The following is an 18,613-nucleotide window of genomic DNA, read 5'->3' as shown; positions in this document are numbered from 1 at the left end:
AATCAGTCCTCATTTTCCAGAAGATCAGTCAACGTAAACTGTTTGATCTTCGGTTTTGAATCAACATTAAAAAAGTTATTTGCCGCTTTTGAAACAGATTCTAAATATTCTTTCGGCGTGAAAACACCCATTTTCCAGTTGTTGATTTGAGCATGTTCAAGGTCTTTAACAAAGACGGAAGCATCTGTCAGTTTTTTCATGCCGTCATCAAAGACCGATGCTTTCATTTCGGCCATTGCCGGTTTTGACGGAATGTCGATAATAACATATTCAGGGTCAACGTGAGCGGCCTCGGCAATTTCTGTTTCGATTCGGCTGACAGAGTCGCGGTATTTGAAAACGCCGGCATCCACCGAACTTAAGCCTGTATAAAGCGCGCGCTTGTACAAATTGCGGTTGTCTAAACGGTTTGCGATTTCACCGGCGAAGCCTTCGTCTGTTCTCAGAACAGCCATCAAGCTTGTATCATCCATTCGCGCAAATTCCTGGGGGCGAACGATATTGTTTTCAAGAAGATAAGCGCAAGCGCGAGAACACATGGTTTCCGAAATTCTTGAAACGTGGTGATAATAAACGGAAACGTTCATCCAATATCGTGAGACGAGAAGCCCTTCTGCTGCACGAATGGCACCGGCATTCAAAACGAGTTTGCTTTCAAAATATTCCAAATGATTCAGCAAACGCATGTAATCAATGCTACCGGAAGCGACACCTGTATAATGCATGTCGCGGGCTAAATAATCCATCTTGTCGACATCGATTTCACTGCTGAGAATTTGACTGACAGGTGTTTCGCCTTTGATATGCTGCGCGATTCTGGAAGGTTTAAAACCGAAATCATTGAGCACATCACCGACTTCTGTGTCCGATAAGATGTGACGAACATCATCGTGGCTTTTGCGTGTGTATAATTCAATCAGCTTTTCAGTGGCGTGCGAAAACGGACCGTGGCCGATGTCATGAAGAAGCGCGGCCACAACGATTTCATCCAAACCATCGTAATCGGAAACGGCTGAAATGGAAGCCTCATTTTCGCGCTGAATTTTTAAGAAAAGAGAAGCGAGATGCATGGCACCCATGCTGTGTTCAAAACGCGTATGGTTGGCGCCCGGATAAACAAGATTTGAAAAGCCGAGCTGCTTGATGCGTCTGAGACGCTGCATTTGAGGCGTGTCAAAAAGTGAACTTTTCAGCCGGTCAAATTCAATATATCCGTGAATCGGATCTAAAATCACGTTTCGATCCATGATTATCAACAATATTTTGGGGTTCCGGGCGGTGCAAAGCAGCGAACGGACTTTAGTTCCGGGCGGTGCAAAGCAGCAACCGGATTTAATTTAAGTGGAATTGGCCGGAATATATCACGGAGTTCGTTCAACAATATAACCGGATAATAAATGAATATAATAAAATCAAAAACCGTATTTATAAATCTTCTTAGATTTTTTGAAATTTATCATCCTTTGAGAAGAAGATTTGTCATTCTTTGAGAGGAATTCTACATTTTTACATAGATTGATGTCAAAAACCCGAAAAACCTGCATAAAATTTTCACCGCCGTTGATTAGGTTTAAATAGCTGAAAACAAAAGAGCGAATTTGGTGTCATTAATGGATGTATTTGAACTGAAAAACAGAGACATATCCAAAGCTGAATGTTTGGAATTGTTCGAGAATGATGATTTGTTCTTTGACACGCTCAAAGCAGCTGATGAGCTGCGCAAAGAAATCTGCGGCGATGTTGTGACGTACATCATCAACGCCAACCTTAATTTTACAAATGTCTGCATGCTCAACTGCGGTTTTTGCGCATTTAAAGCGAAGCCGAATGATGAAAACGCTTATTTTATGACACCCGAGCAGGTCGGCAAAAAAGCGCTCGCTGCCAGGCAAGCCGGCGCAATGGAAGTTTGCGTTCAAGGCGGCATCCGCAAGGAAATTGACACTTATTTACAAGTCGAAATGGTCAAAAGCATTCACGAAGAAACCGACCCTCACGGCGGAATTTCAATTCACGGATTTTCGCCGATGGAAATTTATGCCGCGGCCGAGAATGCCGGCCTGGATTTAAAAGATGCCGTGCAGCTTCTCAAAGAAGCGGGACTCGACACAATTCCGGGAACGGCGGCTGAAATTTTAGTGGATGATGTTCGCAAGAATTTGTGTCCCGGAAAATTATCCGTTGACGAATGGGAAAAAACGATTAAAACCATTCACAAAGCGGGCATCAAAACGACATCAACCATCATGTACGGCCATATTGAGAACAATGAAGACCGTGTTGACCATCTTTTCCGCTTAAAACGCATTCAGGAAGAAACAGGCGGTTTTACGGAATTTATTCCGCTGACGTATTTGCATGAAAACACACCGCTCTACAGAAAAGGAATCGTCAAATCCGGCGCGTCGGGATTGGATGATTTGAGAATGTATGCGGTTCCGCGTCTGCTCTTTAAAGAGCTCCTCCCCAACATTCAAGTTTCTTGGGTGAAGCTCGGCGCGAAATTCTGCCAAGTCGGTCTCAGATCGGGTGCAAACGACTTTGGCGGCACGCTGATGGAAGACACCATTTCAAAGGCGGCCGGATCTAAATACGGTACCAACATGACGCAGCAGAAAATCGAAGAATGCATTGAGCAGCTCGACAGAAAGCCGCAGCTTCGAACAACAACTTACAATCACGTGGATGAAGCCCCTGTCAAACCGTCCGTTCAAATTTAAAACAATTTAAAATTAAAACAATTTAAAAACAATTTAAAACGAATGATAAGGAACAAAAAGGTTTAAGAAAGGCAGTTTGTAAATTAGAAGCGTATAATGAATTATAACTTTGGATTATGAATTATTATAACTTATTATAACTTTGAATTATAAATTGGGCTTTCTTTAATTCTTTTTGAATTAGACGGCTGATATGAAAAAGCGATGATTGTATGGAAATTATTTTTGTAATTATCTTTTTAATTCTTCTCGGTTGGGTTTTAAAATATCTCGGTTTTTTGGCGGAAAAAGACAAAGTGACGCTGAATAACATTGTCATTTATGTCGGCATGCCGGCACTCGTTTTTAATTCGATGCTGACAAACGTGAAAGCAAACGAATTGGCTTCATTTTTCAAATTGACAATTTTCATATTGGTAATTTCATTGCTTTGCGCCGCGCTGGCGTATTTGGTCGGCAAAAAACTGCTCAAACTTCAGCCGAAATCGCTTGCGGCATTCATTCTTGTCTGCGCCTGCGGCAACACTGCTTTCATGGGATTTCCGATTATCACCGGCTTTTACGGAACGGAAGGATTTACGCGCGCCATATTTTGTGATGTCGCCACTTTGGTTGTTGTTGTCGCGCTCGCCTCTTATTTGGGCGCGAAAGTCAGCGGTCAAAAAGTAAATGTTTTCAAACAAATTCTGAAATTTCCGCCTTCAATTGCATGGGCGGCTTCATTGGTCTTAATTCTGCTTGGCGTGAATATGGATATGTTGCCGACCTTCATTCCGACCGTTTTGGATTTGCTCGCAGGAGTCGTTGTTCCTCTGATTATGATTTCACTCGGCGTTTCGCTCTCCGGCAAATATTTGAAAATCGCCATGATTCCGGCAATCGGCGTGACCGCCATTCAGTTAATCATTGCGCCGGCCATGGGCGTTTTAGCCTCACCGCTCTTTTCATTCGCCGAATTGGACAAAAAAGTCGCCGTCATGGAATCAAGCATGCCGCCTGCGATGACGCCTGCAATCTTTGCTGAAATGTACGGGTTTGATACGAAATTGATTTCAGCATCCATCTTCTTGTCAACGGTTGTTTCGCTCGGCTCGATTCCGCTGCTTCACATGATTTTGGAATCGGGATTGATTTGATTTTGTTCAAGTCTAACCGACATTTAAACTCGATAAACCACAAATACGACCGCTAATTCCGGATTTCGATCTGAGCAAAGCGAAGAGCGAAATTTGGAATTTGCGGCTGCTCAAAGAAGAGGCAGATGCAAGCGGAAACACTGATGTCGCCCCTGTCACTTCTATCCGTTTCTCTGCCTGTGTTTCTACCTGTTTTGTCGACTTCTGCCCTGCATTGCCGCATTGGTCTGTGTTGCTGCGTTCACCTGCTCATTTTCATCACACCCGTTCGCTTGCGCGAACGGAAGCTGCTGCCCACCTACTGTCTGCGTTGCTGCCGCCACTTCGCGCTGCTGCTGTCGCCGCCGTCGTCGCGCGCGAGCAGCACCTGTATTCCTAAAGATTTGAAAAACAAGACCCGGTTTTGAATCAATTAAATCAATCAGATTCAACCTCAAATAGAATCATTATTTAATGAATCAGCACCTTGTCCGAAAATAAAAATGACAGAAAGGATTCGTTTTTTATGATTATTCTCTCCGGCGGAACCGGCTCACCGAAACTGATTGACGGCCTCAGACAATTGATTCCCGATGAAGAAATAACCGTGATTGTCAACACGGGCGAAGACATTTGGTCGTCGGAAGTTTTTATTTCACCGGATGTTGACACCGTCCTTTACCTTTTTGCCGGCATATTGGATAAAACCAAATGGTGGAGCATTGTCGGCGACACTTACAATACATTTAATCAAATGAAAGAACTCGGTCACAATGAAATTTTGATGCTCGGCGACCGCGACCGCGCCGTTAATCTGGTTCGCACACGATTGCTTAAAAACGGATTATCGCTGACAGAAGCAACCGTAGAAATTGCAAAACAATTTGGAATCAAAGCAACCGTTCTGCCGATGTCTGATGAAACCGCCACCAGCGTGATTGAAACGCCGGCCGGAAAAATACATTTTCAGGAATTTTGGGTCAGTAAAAAAGGCGAGCCTGAAATTCTTTCTTTTGAATATGAAGGGATTGAAAAAGCAAAATTATCCCCGGCCGTCAAGGAAATTTTGGAAAAAGAGGATTGTGTTATCATCGGCCCGAGCAATCCGATGACAAGCATCGGCCCGATTTTAGCACTTCCCGAAATGAAAGAGATTTTGAAAACCAAAAAAGTGATTGCGATCAGTCCGATTATCGGAAATGCGCCCGTCAGCGGGCCCGCCGGAAAATTAATGGCAGCGAAAGGATTGGAAGTTTCATCAAAAGGCGTCGTTGAATTATATCGGGATTTCGTTGATATTTTTGTTTATGACATTCGCGACGAAGTTATTAATCCTGCTGAAATCGAAGCGATGGGAATTCAAGCGGTTGCTTTGGATACAATGATGACGGATGAGGGGAAACGAAAGGGATTGGCAGAAAAAGTTTTGGAATTATTTAATAAAGGATAAAAATTAAAATTATTAAGAATCAAGCGTGTAATCAAGTCCTGATATTTCAATTCTCGAAGCATGGAAAACAACAGGAACATTTTCAACCCCGTGATCCGCTGCGGCCTGATTTATTATTTCCATAATTATTTTAATATCTTCAGATGTTAATTCATTTCTTTTTTCAGGAGCAACATAAATTAACATATAATCTGTTGATACCGCATATCCCGTAAGCGGTCCTCCATGTTCTTCCAAATAATTTGTAAAATTATCATCGTTTTGTATTGTTTTTGCAATTGAGTAAAGAGACTCTCCCCAAGAATAAGCGGCTCTTCCTCCCAATAAAGGAACTTCATTGAAAATTGCAATTGTTGCAGGATCGGTTTCAAACTTTTTGAAATACTCGGGGTTTGTTGAATTCGTGTTTTCAATTCTTTGATTTAACTGGTCTTGTATCATTTGTTCCGATGAACTTAGAAGAACGGAGTTACCAACTGAGGCGTTGTCGGACATATTTTCTTCAAGACATCCGAGCGTAAGAAAAACAAAAAATACCGCTAAAAATAAAAACAGTTTAGGTTTCATAAAGTAACATCAAAGCTATTCTGATAAATTATTTTTGAATGATGAAAGTAAACAAAACCGGAAAATAACAGAAAAAAGTCCATAAAAAAAGCCTTCCGATTCTAAAATCGGAAGGCTTTCTCATTTTTCGGTTCGTAAGTAGCGTCCAGACCGGGATTCGGACCCGGGTCGGGGCCTCGACAGGGCCCCATGATAGTCCCCTACACTATCTGGACATGCTGATTTTATTTCAGGTTCGCACCTGCGCCCCTAAAATGTTATTTTCATATAAAAAGGTTACCCGTTTTACATGTATTTCGAGTTTTAAATCGTATTCAAACGGAAAAGGGATAAACCGATTTCCGCCTGAAACAAGTCCCACCTCCCAGACTCGAACCGGGGGCATCGCGGTGCCTGCGCGAATTTCACAAAGACTGTGAAAAGATCATACTACAGCCGCGCACTCTACCACTGAGTTAAGGTGGGCTTCAGACAAATTCCAAAGGATTTTGTTTTGATGCCTTTCACTCAATTTCAGATTCCGCCGCACTTGAGAAAAACCAAATGCTGCCGAAAACGTATCCTTCACATAGGATTCTTCTTATTTATTCCTTTCGTTAAGAGTGGTCGAAAACAAGCTGTAATCGTAGTTTTCACAAATTTTCGGTTTGAAATTCTGCCGAATAAAAAAGAAATGGAGATATTAAGAATCAACCAGCTGATTGTTCCGGATCTTGAAAGAATAAACATTTCCATTCATATGAATCTCATATTTCCCGTCTTTCAGGTCCTTCGTTTCCGCAATTATGATTTCTTCTGTCTCACGGAATGTTTCAGATGATTCCTCTTCCGTAATCTGAAGCGGGACATATAAATCAAAAGCTTTCTCGTCTTTATGGAAAACGGAAGTGATATTAGCTTGATCAACCACTGCTGTTCCGGATTCGTTTGAAGTGAGCGTAGATACGACAACAATCGAGCCGCTGACCTCTTTGATTCGTAAGTTTTCAATGACCGCCGGTTTGTACTGAACCAAAATGCCGTTCAAGAATTTGAACACCGGAATTTCATCTTTATCATCTTCGCCGTTGATAATTATTCTGTAATCTTTTCCCTCTTCAAATTGTGATTTTGTACCGATGACCACAGAAAAATCTTCGGCGGGCATAGATTCGGTGCCTTTTTTCATTTCCAGAACAGGAATCAAAACTTTAACATCAGACTCGACAATTGTCACAGATATATTTTGAATATCAGCGACATGGTTCTTTTTATGAAAAGTAATCGAAGGAATTGCGTTGAGAACATTACCTTCGGTATAAAGAACAACAGAATTGACATCTGCAAGATTATATTGAGCAAGATTAGACAAATCATCTGAATCATAATCAATGCCGTTGGCATCCGGTAGCGGTAAAGTTTTATTAATGCACCCTGCCGCAAAAATCATTGAAATGACAGCCGTTAAAAAGATCACACGAAATAAGATAGATTTATTCATTATAATCACACATCCATATTTAAATAAATATTAGATGTGTGAAATATATAAATAGTTATTGAAATAAATAGAGCGATGCCACACCATGAAAATTAATAAAAAAAGCCTTCCGACAATAAATCGGAAGGCTAAGATTTCATTGAGATTTTCAGTATTTTCAGTTTTTTAAAGATTTTACTCAGTCACAAGCTGACCGCCACTGATTGTGAAAGTCACTTCAACGCCGTTAACAGAAACGGTATAAGTTCCGTCTTCCAACTGATCAAGCTGACCGATGACAAAAGATTCCTGAGCGTAGATCAAATTCAAAGTTGTCACGCCGTCTTTTACCTGAGTCGGGATGTAAATTTCATACACGCCGTCTTCAAATTTGCCGGAAGATGTGATGTTTTCTTTGTCAACGGTTTCTGCGCTGCCGCCGAGAACAACATTGACATCAACTGTGATGTTGTTGCCGTCTGTGCCGACTGCGACGTCGCCGACAGAGCCGGGACCGTAGGAATAAAGTTCTCCGCCTTCAAATTTCAAGTCAGAAGTGTATTCCTTTTCAGTGCCGCAGTTAATGATAACCGTGTAGTCGCCATCCTTAAACTGATCTTTTGTTCCGAGAACAACTTCAACTTTTTCGTAACCGAAGTCTTTGGTGTTTACCGGGCTTGAATTGGTGACAGGAACATTGACATAAATTTTGTCGCCGATGATTGTCACGGTAATGTTTTCTTTGTCAACGCTCTGGCTGTGTGTTCCCTGAATTTGAACAAGAATGTCAGCAATCACATCATCCCCATTGACGGGGAAAGTGTAATAAGTAACGGATTGAATCGTCGCGGGATTGTCAATAATAACGGTTTTGTCGTCTCCGGATGCCAAGCAGCCGCTGAAGCTGACAGCCAGAACCGCGACGGCAAAGACGGAAAGTGCTAAAAGAATAGATTTTTTCATGTTTTCATCTCTGTTTTTGTTTTTGATAAATTTTGATGGATTTTATTGGATTGATAAATAAAATTGATAGATTTATTTTGGTAAATTTGATTTGTAAATTTGATTGTTAGATTTGGTTGTTAGATTTGGTCGTTAGATTTGGTCGTTAGATTTGGTCGTTAGATTTGATTGGTAAATTGAAACCGGTTAATGACTTTGCTCAGATTTTCATTATGGGCTTACATGTTTAAGCTTTCGTTTTGGGCTTTCATAAATGGATTTTTATTTTCAGATCTTTTATTTTGACGTGTTTTGATTGATACATTATAGATCGGATAGATGTCGGCTTCACCCTGAATTCGTTTTTGGATTCGTTTTTGTGAAAGGGCGAAACCGACCATTTTATTGTTTTTCGAGTTCGTTTTTATTAGGGATTTAGGGATATGGGATGAAAAACAAAACTCGTTTTTCCGTTTTTGTTTCTTTTTTCGTTTTTTTGTTGAATGTTTTGAAATATAATAATAGTTCTAAAACATTCAAGTAAATGATAAGTATACTTAATTCTTTATAACCGTTACTTTAAATACGATTTGGTTCGAAGTTACAAATACCGAATTTAAAAAGAATTCAAGCGGCATCTTTTCAAAAACAGAATATATCAGTCAAAACAAAAGTTTCCGACACATACGCCTTTTTTGTAAACCCGGTTCAAAAACGGAAATAGCCAGCCTGACTGCCGAAGAATATATAAAGAATACAGAGCAATCTATGAAGGTGTTACATCTTCTCAAAGCACCCGATTTTGTCTCAATGGTCAATCTTCTCTTTGGAATGATGGCCATATTTCTCGCATTCAGCGGTGCTTATGGAGCGGCTGCAGCCTGCCTTTTAGTGGCGGCGGCGGCTGACGGGATGGACGGCTATGTCGCCCGCAAAACATCAAGCGGTCCGCTCGGCCCCCACATTGATTCACTTATTGACGCCGTTTCATTCGGCGTTGCGCCGGCAGTCATCATTTACTGCATGAGTGAAAGCATCATTTCAACTGTTTTCGTTTTTGTTTACGTGGCTTGCGGCATTCTCAGATTGGCGCGCTACAATGCATTCCCGCCCGAGAAACCGGAATATTCCGGAATTCCGATAACCGGTGCTGCTGTTGCAATCGCGCTTGCAATCATATTAAATTTCAATGTGGAAAAAACAGGTTTAACAAATGCATACACGATGGAAATGTTAGTCATTTTCATGTTCGTTCTCTCATTATTAATGATCAGTACCATTCCTTATTCAAAGGTCATGAAAAAGAGAACATTCGTCTTATTGATTGTGTTATTCCTCGGAACAATCGCATCCGTTTTTGTTGAAACACCGTATGTCCTCATATTCCCGCTCATCCTCAGCATATTGATGCTGATGTACTTGGTGTCCCCGATAATCGGTTTAATCGGGAAAAAGAAAAGCGTTGAGCTTTAACCGAAGCGGTGATGAAATGACAGAAAAGAATCCGCAGGAAATAACGGATCGGGATAACGCCCTTTTTGAAGCCGGCATCAAACTCGGCGCGCTTTATCATCAGTTTGTCGGAAGCCCGCTCTCACCTGACGGAATTACTTCAATGGAAAAAGCGATTCAGGAAAGTATTTCAGCGCAGCCTTTTGTCGAATCCGTTCATGTTGAAATTGACAAAGAAAAAGTAACGGCAGAATTGAATGAGACATTTCGTTACACAGAATTAAAAGGATTTATGCTGACCGTTAAAGCGGCGATTCGTGTAAATACAACACGCGTATTTGTTTCAATGAAATTCGATGAAGAATTAAACTATCCGCTGATGCGGATTGATAAAATTGAAGAAAATATTGAATAATATTTTCAAATTTTTTAAAAATTCTAATGAATTTAGAAATCTTTTAAAAACTTTTTTTAAACTTGAGTTTCCGGGAAAATACGGATGAGAAGCTTATATGATTCAACCAGTATGATTTTACAGATGATATAAATCGGGATGCTGAGAATCATGCCGAGTGCGCCGTAAAGCTGAGAGAATGTCAAAATCAGCAAAACCGTTGTAAACGGATTTACGCTGACCTTGCTTGAAATCATGAACGGGACAAGATAAATGTTGTCAACGATTTGCGCGATGAGACAAACAACGATTGCCAGAAGCGCGATTTTCCAACCGATAACAAGACCGACAATGATGGGCGGAATGGTTGCGAAAATCGGACCGATATAAGGCACATTGTTTAAAAGACCGGCCAAAATGCCGAGGAAAAGCCAGCCAGGAAGACCGATTAAATAGAAACCGACACAACAGATGAGCGCAATTCCGATGCTTTCAATGATTTTGGCAACGAAAAAGTTATTGGATTGTGTGAGAATTGCGTTTGCCGTGTATTTAAATTCAGTTTCGAATCTCTTCGGAACGGCGTTGTTAATAATGGATTTAATTCGGGACCCGTCTTTGAAATACATTTTAAACATAATCGGATAAAGCAGAACGATGGCTAAAATATAGAAGAAAGCCTGAGAGAGAAGAATCCCGGTGTAAGAAAAAATCGTATTGACGATGCTGTCAATCATATTTTGAACCCAATTCGTCACGGCATCCGGCAAAACGGAAAGCATTTCAATAAAAATATCAGTGCCCTGCAAAATCATTGCCTGTAAACCGGAAAGATCTGAAAATAAATCAGATAAATTATTAATTTGGGTTAAAAAAACGGAACCGCAGACGACAACAGCCAACATGACAATCGCAATTGCCATGACCTGCCGTTGTTTACGCGTGTATTTGCCGGTATATTTGTTGAAAAGATTAACAGCTTTGTTTAATAAAGCGATGAAACATAACCCGAAAAGAATGACAATGAAAAGTTCAGAAAAATAGAACAATGTCATAATGACGGCACAAAGCGCGGCAAAAACGAGAATCATAGAAAGCCAAACGCGTTTATTTGTGGTCAGCGGCAAAGGTACCTGATAGAGGCTTGAAGTTGTTGTTTTTGTATTCGCCATGTCATTCCCTGCAAAAAATATTATTCATCTATAATTAACTAATCATATATGAACACATTCTTTAAACACTGCTATAACTAATCATATATGAACTCATTTTTTAAACATTGCTCATGAGTTGAACGCTTGAAACGGAAATAACCAATCAGAAATAGAGAAATATTTAAATTCTGATACCCGATTCAAATATCCATTTACAATTTACAATTATTCAATAATTTCAAATCATCGAAACGGAATAGTTTTCAGATGATTCAATGACTCAAATTCAGGGTCGGGTGATTTTTTTGTTTATCGAATTTAAAAACCAGGTTCAAAAAGTGCTCATCGCAGCCGCAGTTTCAGCAGGCTATGACATCAAAGAGGAAGAGATGTCTTTTGAAGTTTCCGAGCACGCAGATTTAGCGACACGGCTGGCATTTCAGTTAATGGCGCAGAAAAGCGGAAATCCTGCCGCAACCGCAAAAGAAATTGTTGACGCAATTTCCGCAGACGAATTAAAAAATGCCGATTTGGTCGGAAAAATAACAACACAAGGCCCGTACATCAACATTTTTGTTTCCGACAAATATTTGACAACAACGGTTGAAAATGTCGTTTCCGAAAAGGAAAATTACGGCAGCGGCAAAAATACGGGAAAAATATTGCTGGAACACACGTCTGCCAATCCGAACGGTCCGCTTCATGTCGGGCACATTCGAAATGCGATTCTCGGCGACACGCTTTCCAGAATTTTAAAGAAAGCCGGTTACGATGTTGAAGTTCAATATTATGTCAATGACATCGGCCGCCAAATCGCTGTCGTTTCATGGGCCGCGTCTAAATATCCGCTCGATATGGAAAAGAAACCGGATTACGCAATTGTTGACGTTTATGTCAAAGCGAACGAAGATATTGCTAAAGATGAAACCATCAATGAGCATATCGAAGCGCTTATGAAAAAAGTTGAAAACGGCGACAAAGAAACGATTGAGAGCTTTACCGGCGCTGTTGACATGGCTGTTGCCGGCATATCTGAAACCCTTCTTTTGATGAATGTCAAACACGACAAATTCGTCCGCGAATCTCAATTTATTGAAAGCGGCGCGGTTTGGGATGTCATTGACAGATTGGACGCGACCGGCAAAACCAAAGACTCCGACGGCGCGCTTGTTGTCGATCTTTCAGAATACGGTTTTGAAAAGACACTTGTAATCCGCCGCTCCAACGGAACGTCGCTTTACACGACAAGAGACTTAGCTTACCACGAATGGAAAGCACCCCAATGCGACCGCATGATTGACGTGTTCGGCGCCGACCACAAACTCATTTCAGGTCAGCTTCGCGCAGCGCTTCAGTTGCTCGGTGACAAAACGCCTGAAGTCGTGATTTTTGAATTCGTGTCTCTGCCTGAAGGTTCCATGAGCACGCGCCGCGGTGTTTTCATCACAGCCGATGATTTGCTGAAACAAATGATTGACAAAGCGTATGAAGAAATCGACAAACGTCGCCCCGAAGAATCGGAGGAATTCAAAAAGAAAGTCGCCCGAATGGTCGGAATCGGCTCCACCCGTTACGATATTATCAAAGTGTCTTCCGACAAATCAACGGTTTTTGATTGGAAAACAGCGCTTGACTTTGAAAAACAGGGCGCGCCGTTTATTCAATACGCACACGCCCGCGCATCCAACATTTTGACAAAAGCGGTTGAAGACGGAACAATCGGATCAGACGGCATCGGCCCAGGATTTGCGAATTACACACGCCTCATCGAACCGCAAGAAGCCGCGCTCATTAAGAAAATCGCACGCTTCGAACAACTCATTGAAGAAAGCGCAGCCAGCTTAAAACCGCACACCTTCGCGATTTATGCCAGAGAATTGGCGGACAGTTTCAGCCAGTTCTACAGATATGTGCCGGTTTTGAATGTCGAAGACATTGAGTTGAAAAAAGCGAGACTTGCTTTGGTTTACGCCGGAAAAACGGCGATTGCAAACGCACTTTCGTGCCTCGGCATCGACGCGCCGGAATCCATGTAAGGATTCCGCTCTTTTCTTTTTCTTTTTTTGCAGAAAACAATTTATTTGTTCATTCCCAATTGATTGAAAGATGACTGAAATTCTTTTTGACGATATCGGCAGTTTTCCGCTTCCGCCAAATGCTTCTAAAACAGAGTTGAGCGAAGCGGCTTTCAATCGGAACAATGACAAACTGCTGTTTCCGGTTTTAGACCAAATTTTTGAACTCAAAATGAATGCGGGCGTAACAATACCGAATTATTCCCAAGTCAGAGACATGACCGAGCAATTTTTGCGCCCGATGCGTGATGAAAATTGCACAAACGGCCCTTTCAGCCTGAAAGAAGAATGCGCCGAAATGGTCGAAATGGAGGCTTTGGATTTATATTGTCAAAAAGTCAGAGAACAAACCGGCGAAAAGCCGCTTGTTCGAATGTGTGTCACCGGTCCGACCGAACTTTATCTCAAAGAATTCGGCGGCGCTTCGTACACTGATATTTATCAAATTTTCGCAGAAGACGTCAACCTTTTTGTCAGAAACGCGATGAATCGGATGAAAAATTGCAAAATCGCGACAGTTTCAATTGACGAGCCGAGCATTGGAATCAACCCCGACCTCTCGCTTCCGGCAGACGACATTGTTGCCGCGCTCACCACCGCAGGAAGAGACGCTGCAAAAAACGGAGCGGACGTTGAAATTCATATTCATTCGCCGCTTTATTATGAATTGGCCTGTCAAGCCGAATCAATTAATGTCATCGGCATGGAATCTGCCGCAACGCCTTCTTACGCGGATATGATTGACAAAACCGTGCTTTCCGACTACGACACTTATGTCCGCGCAGGTATTACGCGAACGGACATTTTCAGCATGGTCGGAACGTTGAATGAGAAATACGGCGGCAACGTTTGGGATAAGCCTGAAATCATGCAGGAAATTGTGACCGTCATGGAAACACCTGAAACGGCTGAAAAAAGATTGGAAAAACTGTACACTGTTTTCGGTGACAGAATCAAATACGCCGGCCCGGACTGCGGTCTCGGATCCTGGCCGTCACAGGAACTTGCTGCTGCGCTTTTAAAAAATACGGGAATTGCGATTGCCGCGTTTAATAAAAATCATAAATGAGGCAAAACAATGGCTCAAAACCGCCGCAAGAAAAATAAAGATTTATCCAAAAAAATCGCTGAAGAGCGGATTGTTATTCTTTTTGAGCTGGCGGAACAGAATTTTAAAACGCATCCTGAAAGAACAAAACGCTACGTCGAACTGGCACGCGCAATCGGCATGCGTTACCGTGTTCGTTTGACGCGCGATCAAAAAAGAAGAATCTGTAAACACTGTTACAGTTACCTTGTTCCCGGAAATAATTGTCGCGTTCGGCTGAACGACAGTATGGTTCAAACGACTTGTTTTGAATGCGGTCGGTTAAGCCGGTATCCGTATTATGAAAGACCGGAAAACGAATAAAAACCGGCTTCCGAAGAGCTGGTGCCACGCGCGAGCAGCAGCGTTTTTTACAATACACCGGAGGAAACGTCGGTTTTATTTACTGTTTTTATTTTTGTGCTTTATGTTCATGAAAAGCGCCGTCATAATAAACAAAAACGGGGACTTCTTCGCCTTTTTCAAAATCCCGTATGCGTTTGTCATAAATTTTCGGGATGTGTTTTAATTTTTTTTGTTCAAAATGAGTGGAGACGGCGCGTAAGAATTCGATTTCCTGTGAGATATACCCAGATTCGTACTTTTTTGTCATTTCAAAAATTTCCGCGGCCTCGTTTTCATTGATTTCCGCGCCGTATAATCCGTGTTCATTGAGGCCGCTGATTTCGCGCCAATCATATAAACCCGAATCGTCTGTTTCGCGGTGAATCATATAAGGATAAACGCGGCAAATCAGAGGTCGGTTGTCGTAAATCCGGCAGCGGTTGTTTTCCAAAAAAACACAGCTGCCGACGTCATCGTTTTGCGTTTTCAAACTGTAGCCTGAAACATAAAAACGGCCGCCTTGGTCACAGAAATCAAAATAAGGCGACGGGATAACAGCATCGGAATTGATTTCAAAAATGCGGGAAGCGTCTTCTTTAAGCAGATAAACATGATCGTTAAACGCGCGCGTACAGCATTTGCCGCACAAATCGCACTCAAACCCGACATCTTGAATGACGTCCAAGAACCGGGATTGAGAATAATCGGCAAGCGCCTTTTCCTCATCCATAAAATACGCTAAATCGGAGTCCGCTTTTTTCATTAACGGAAAAATGCTTTTAACATTTTAAACCTGCTGTTTGCTTGGGGAGGAAGACGTAAGATTTATATTTGTAAAACTGTGTTATAGTCAAACCTTAAAGATGACGATTACTTTTCAAATCTTTATCATTTTACACTTATTGTAAAATCAGGATTACTCGGCGGCAATCCGAAAACATCATAAAATAATATCGTGTACACCATGAATCCGATATTGTTTTTTAACAATTATAACATTTCAAATTCATAAATTAATTAAACGGAATAAAATAAAAATAAGGAGGACTGATTATGGGCAAGACAGGAAGCATCATTTGGGTCAAAGTTAAAGGAAGAAAAGGAAACGCAAAGAAAGTCGAAAACGGATTGAGCGCAAAAGCACACCCGGGACCGGCACAGAGATTCACTTCTTCCGGACACAAAAGAAGATATTTAAAGAGATCCCCCAAGGCACTCTCCAAATAATCTTTTTAAAGTTTAATTTTTTATTAAATAAAAAAAGAACGAACAGAAATGTTCGTTCATAATTTTCGATTCTCTTTTTTATTGTTTTTTAAACCACGCCCTGTTTTTCGATATTTTTAAAAATGCTGCGGCTTGCGCGCGGCGTTGCGGCGGCAGTCGACAGCAGCAGCGTAACTTAAACGGCAGGTAGCAGCGGTAACTTAAACGGCAGGTAGCAGCAGTAACTTAAACAGCAGATAGCAGCGGTAACTTAAACAGCAGATAGCAACGGTAACTTAAACAGCAGATAGCAGCGGTAACTTAAACGGCAGATAGCAGCGGTAACTTAAACGGCAGGTAGCAGCGGTAACTTGAACGGTAGGTAGCGGCAGCACGTTCGCGCAAGCGAACGGATGTGATAAGAAAGAGCAGATGCACGCAGCAACGCAGGCGGTGTACACAGAAATTCAATTGACCGCGACACCGCAAACGCACACATTAACGCAAACACAGGCGAAATGTATTTTATTTGAAAAACGTTTTTTCAATTTTGCTGTATCGACGGGGTACGAATCCGCAAATTTCCGTTTTCTCATTTCATTCGAAAACGAAAATTAGCGGGTGGTTGTTTCGGGTTTTTATTTTTTAAGAATGATACGCCTACTCTCATAAATTTTTACAAAAAGCGATACATCCGTTTTTCTGAAAATTAGAGAAAAATCGAACGCCGTTTAACCCTTAAAATAAAAACCGACATTTTTATTTTGGGTTTTATCGGGCGTTCGGATTTAAAAATGAGAATGAGAAAACGATGTATCGTTCTACCGAGAAAATGAAATCGAATTTTAAAAAATTAAAAAATTAAAATGAAAAAGTCAATTCAATCCATTTTAGAAATGAATCGGATTTAAATTCATTTTAAAACAAATCTTTTGGATTATTTTTTTCGGCACAACGGGCCTGTAATTGTTATTGACGGCACCTTTTTTGAACAAGATTTTCTGCCGGAAGTCTTTTTTGCGGCAGATGCTTCGGGTTCATGAAATTCGGGCGGGAGGACAATTGTATCCGCATTGGAAACGAAGTAATAGATTGTTTTATAGAGATAATCAATGACGGGTTGAACAATGTAATGGGCTTCCAGCTTGGAGTTAATCTCTCCGATAGCAATCGCCTTTTTAACATCCGATATAATAAAACATTTTTGAACGGAAAGATGGCTGTCTTCCAATTCTTTTAAGAGCGGCCGGACGTTCTCGGGATAAATCGTCACCGGCAAAGAAATATCTTCATACCCATCCTTGCTGTCGACCAAAATGATTACGTTCACTCTTTTTTTGATTGAAACAAGCTCGCTTTCAATTCTTTTTAAGATTTCAGGAGAACGTGAAAAAATAATCAGATTTTTATTTGTTTCATCAAGAAGCTCACTGATTTTTTTACGGATGGTCCATTCGCTTCTCAAATATTGAATTCTTGTCGACTCAGACTCATGATCCGCTTCATCGACGATGTTAATCTCCATTTCTTCAAAATCCTGAATGATTTCTGCCGAAATGGATTCGAATGTTTCTTTAAGCATCCGCATCAGTTCATCGGGATCGGTTGCCGTATAGTGAATCGGTGTTCCCTTTAAGATTTGCGCAAATCTTTTTTCAACGAGACCGTCTAAAACTTCGTAGACTTTTGCCCGGGGAATGTCCGTAAATTCATGAACTTCACGCGCGCTGGATTGTTTTTTGATAACAAGGCAAACATACGCTTTCGCTTCATTTTCCGAAAGGCCGAGTTTTTTGAGATTAGAAATTAACGTTCCGCTTAATATCATTTTTAGTTCCATCCTGTATATTGAAAAGCAATGACTGTTTTTGTTTCCGTTATTGTTTTTGTGATAAATAAGAGAGTAGATACGTCATAAATTTGTTACTCCAAATGTGACAACAATGTTTATATACTTTCCTATATTTGAGATTTTGCAAATTGTTACCACAAACGTGACAACTTTTTGAATAACAGATAAAAACGAGAACAGGAAAGAAATTGTAACCATAGTATCCCTAACCAATGACAGTCAAATATTGCAGTCAACCAACCCGTGAAACTGCAATATTTGACCCTCCATATATTCAAGTTAGTGGTCGGCTGCATTTGATATTTTGTAAAATATTCTGTTATATTCTGTTATATTTTGAGATTGTCCCGTAAAACGGAGACATTTACAATTAAAATTTGCAACTGATTTGATAAGAAGAGACAGATTTAGAAAATCTCGTTACAAAATTGTTACTACAAAAGTAACAACAACTTACAAAACATATATATACAAGAACACTTATTGTACGAATGCTGATATTCTGTTACGCAGAAGGTAACAACAGATTAAATCGAAGAAATGCGGCAAACCCGCAAATCCGGTTCATGTTATCGCCTTCAGACAGAATACATATCTATATTCGAAAAACGGAACGAATTTAATTTCCTTTAAAACAGGATTCATCAAACGAATTCTATAACCCAAAAAACCAAAACCCTAAACTCAAACCACCCAAAAACAATCAAAAACAACCAACCAAAAACAAACCCCAATTAAAAATAAACCAACAACCCCAAAAACAAACCAAAATCAATAAAACCAAAAAATGATGAA

General features: G+C 40.8%; 18 protein-coding genes and 2 tRNA genes. 10 read left to right on the top strand and 10 right to left on the bottom strand.

Translation table 11 applies throughout. The features are described from left to right. Nucleotides 1-2 precede the first annotated feature (2 nt). Nucleotides 3-1,247: an HD domain-containing protein gene (locus tag C7391_RS04735; RefSeq protein WP_133517406.1), complete on the bottom strand. Its 1,245-nt coding sequence runs from the start codon at nt 1,245-1,247 to the stop codon at nt 3-5. A gap of 363 nt (nt 1,248-1,610) precedes the next feature. On the opposite strand from C7391_RS04735, the gene cofH reads away from it, so the two are divergent. The 4 genes from cofH to cofD all read left to right on the top strand — a co-directional run bounded on the left by cofH (nt 1,611) and on the right by cofD (nt 5,285). Next, complete coding sequence (cofH, locus tag C7391_RS04730) at nt 1,611-2,720, top strand: 5-amino-6-(D-ribitylamino)uracil--L-tyrosine 4-hydroxyphenyl transferase CofH (protein WP_133517405.1); 1,110 nt, start codon at nt 1,611-1,613, stop codon at nt 2,718-2,720. A 212-nt stretch (nt 2,721-2,932) separates the two neighbouring features. Then, entirely contained in the window at nt 2,933-3,856 is a 924-nt protein-coding gene (locus tag C7391_RS04725; RefSeq protein WP_133517404.1) for an AEC family transporter, read from the top strand. A 100-nt stretch (nt 3,857-3,956) separates the two neighbouring features. Next, the gene (locus tag C7391_RS04720) at nt 3,957-4,235 is read left to right on the top strand and encodes a hypothetical protein (protein WP_133517403.1); all 279 of its coding nucleotides are present in this window, start codon (nt 3,957-3,959) and stop codon (nt 4,233-4,235) included. A gap of 126 nt (nt 4,236-4,361) precedes the next feature. Beyond that, nucleotides 4,362-5,285, top strand: coding sequence for a 2-phospho-L-lactate transferase (gene cofD / locus C7391_RS04715; RefSeq protein WP_133517402.1), 924 nt, complete (start codon nt 4,362-4,364; stop codon nt 5,283-5,285). Nucleotides 5,286-5,297: 12 nt separating this feature from the next. Here the strand turns inward: cofD and C7391_RS04710 are convergent, their stop codons facing one another. From C7391_RS04710 to C7391_RS04690, 5 genes are all read right to left on the bottom strand, one after another. Beyond that, the gene (locus C7391_RS04710; RefSeq protein ID WP_166627410.1) at nt 5,298-5,726 is read right to left on the bottom strand and encodes a hypothetical protein; all 429 of its coding nucleotides are present in this window, start codon (nt 5,724-5,726) and stop codon (nt 5,298-5,300) included. Between the two features lie 268 nt (nt 5,727-5,994). Further along, nucleotides 5,995-6,067: transfer RNA gene (locus C7391_RS04705), tRNA-Asp, on the bottom strand. A 140-nt stretch (nt 6,068-6,207) separates the two neighbouring features. Continuing rightward, nucleotides 6,208-6,317: transfer RNA gene (locus C7391_RS04700), tRNA-Tyr, on the bottom strand. 217 nt (nt 6,318-6,534) lie between these two features. Further along, nucleotides 6,535-7,332 (bottom strand): hypothetical protein, encoded by a 798-nt coding sequence (locus C7391_RS04695; RefSeq protein WP_133517400.1) that lies wholly within the window; start codon nt 7,330-7,332, stop codon nt 6,535-6,537. 174 nt (nt 7,333-7,506) lie between these two features. After that, complete coding sequence (locus C7391_RS04690; protein ID WP_133517399.1) at nt 7,507-8,274, bottom strand: hypothetical protein; 768 nt, start codon at nt 8,272-8,274, stop codon at nt 7,507-7,509. A gap of 747 nt (nt 8,275-9,021) precedes the next feature. On the opposite strand from C7391_RS04690, the gene pssA reads away from it, so the two are divergent. Next, nucleotides 9,022-9,726, top strand: a complete 705-nt coding sequence (gene pssA / locus C7391_RS04685; RefSeq protein WP_133517398.1) for a CDP-diacylglycerol--serine O-phosphatidyltransferase — start codon at nt 9,022-9,024, stop codon at nt 9,724-9,726. Nucleotides 9,727-9,742: 16 nt separating this feature from the next. Next, complete coding sequence (locus C7391_RS04680) at nt 9,743-10,120, top strand: dihydroneopterin aldolase family protein (RefSeq protein WP_133517397.1); 378 nt, start codon at nt 9,743-9,745, stop codon at nt 10,118-10,120. 56 nt (nt 10,121-10,176) lie between these two features. Here C7391_RS04680 and C7391_RS04675 read toward each other — a convergent pair whose 3' ends face one another. Next, nucleotides 10,177-11,271 (bottom strand): AI-2E family transporter, encoded by a 1,095-nt coding sequence (locus tag C7391_RS04675; RefSeq protein WP_133517396.1) that lies wholly within the window; start codon nt 11,269-11,271, stop codon nt 10,177-10,179. Nucleotides 11,272-11,528: 257 nt separating this feature from the next. On the opposite strand from C7391_RS04675, the gene argS reads away from it, so the two are divergent. The 3 genes from argS (at nt 11,529) to C7391_RS04660 (ending at nt 14,739) form a co-directional block, all read left to right on the top strand. Next, on the top strand, nt 11,529-13,289 hold the full coding sequence (gene argS / locus C7391_RS04670; protein ID WP_133517395.1) for an arginine--tRNA ligase: 1,761 nt from the start codon (nt 11,529-11,531) through the stop codon (nt 13,287-13,289). A gap of 70 nt (nt 13,290-13,359) precedes the next feature. Next, entirely contained in the window at nt 13,360-14,397 is a 1,038-nt protein-coding gene (locus tag C7391_RS04665; RefSeq protein WP_133517394.1) for a methionine synthase, read from the top strand. Between the two features lie 9 nt (nt 14,398-14,406). Further along, nucleotides 14,407-14,739, top strand: coding sequence for a ribonuclease P protein component 4 (locus C7391_RS04660; RefSeq protein WP_133517393.1), 333 nt, complete (start codon nt 14,407-14,409; stop codon nt 14,737-14,739). 88 nt (nt 14,740-14,827) lie between these two features. Here C7391_RS04660 and C7391_RS04655 read toward each other — a convergent pair whose 3' ends face one another. Beyond that, nucleotides 14,828-15,523 (bottom strand): YkgJ family cysteine cluster protein, encoded by a 696-nt coding sequence (locus C7391_RS04655; protein ID WP_133517392.1) that lies wholly within the window; start codon nt 15,521-15,523, stop codon nt 14,828-14,830. Nucleotides 15,524-15,813: 290 nt separating this feature from the next. Between C7391_RS04655 and C7391_RS08295 the strand changes: the two genes are divergently transcribed. Next, nucleotides 15,814-15,987, top strand: a complete 174-nt coding sequence (locus C7391_RS08295; protein WP_166627409.1) for a DUF5350 domain-containing protein — start codon at nt 15,814-15,816, stop codon at nt 15,985-15,987. A 325-nt stretch (nt 15,988-16,312) separates the two neighbouring features. Here the strand turns inward: C7391_RS08295 and C7391_RS08290 are convergent, their stop codons facing one another. Both C7391_RS08290 and C7391_RS04650 read right to left on the bottom strand, forming a co-directional pair. Continuing rightward, nucleotides 16,313-16,450: a hypothetical protein gene (locus C7391_RS08290; protein ID WP_166627408.1), complete on the bottom strand. Its 138-nt coding sequence runs from the start codon at nt 16,448-16,450 to the stop codon at nt 16,313-16,315. A gap of 453 nt (nt 16,451-16,903) precedes the next feature. Then, nucleotides 16,904-17,794, bottom strand: a complete 891-nt coding sequence (locus tag C7391_RS04650; protein WP_166627407.1) for a TrmB family transcriptional regulator — start codon at nt 17,792-17,794, stop codon at nt 16,904-16,906. Between the last annotated feature and the right edge of the window lie 819 nt (nt 17,795-18,613).

Origin of the sequence: Methanimicrococcus blatticola (assembly GCF_004363215.1) — an archaeon.
GTDB classification, from domain to species: Archaea; Halobacteriota; Methanosarcinia; order Methanosarcinales; family Methanosarcinaceae; genus Methanimicrococcus; species Methanimicrococcus blatticola.
This window is presented reverse-complemented; position numbering and strand designations above follow the sequence as displayed.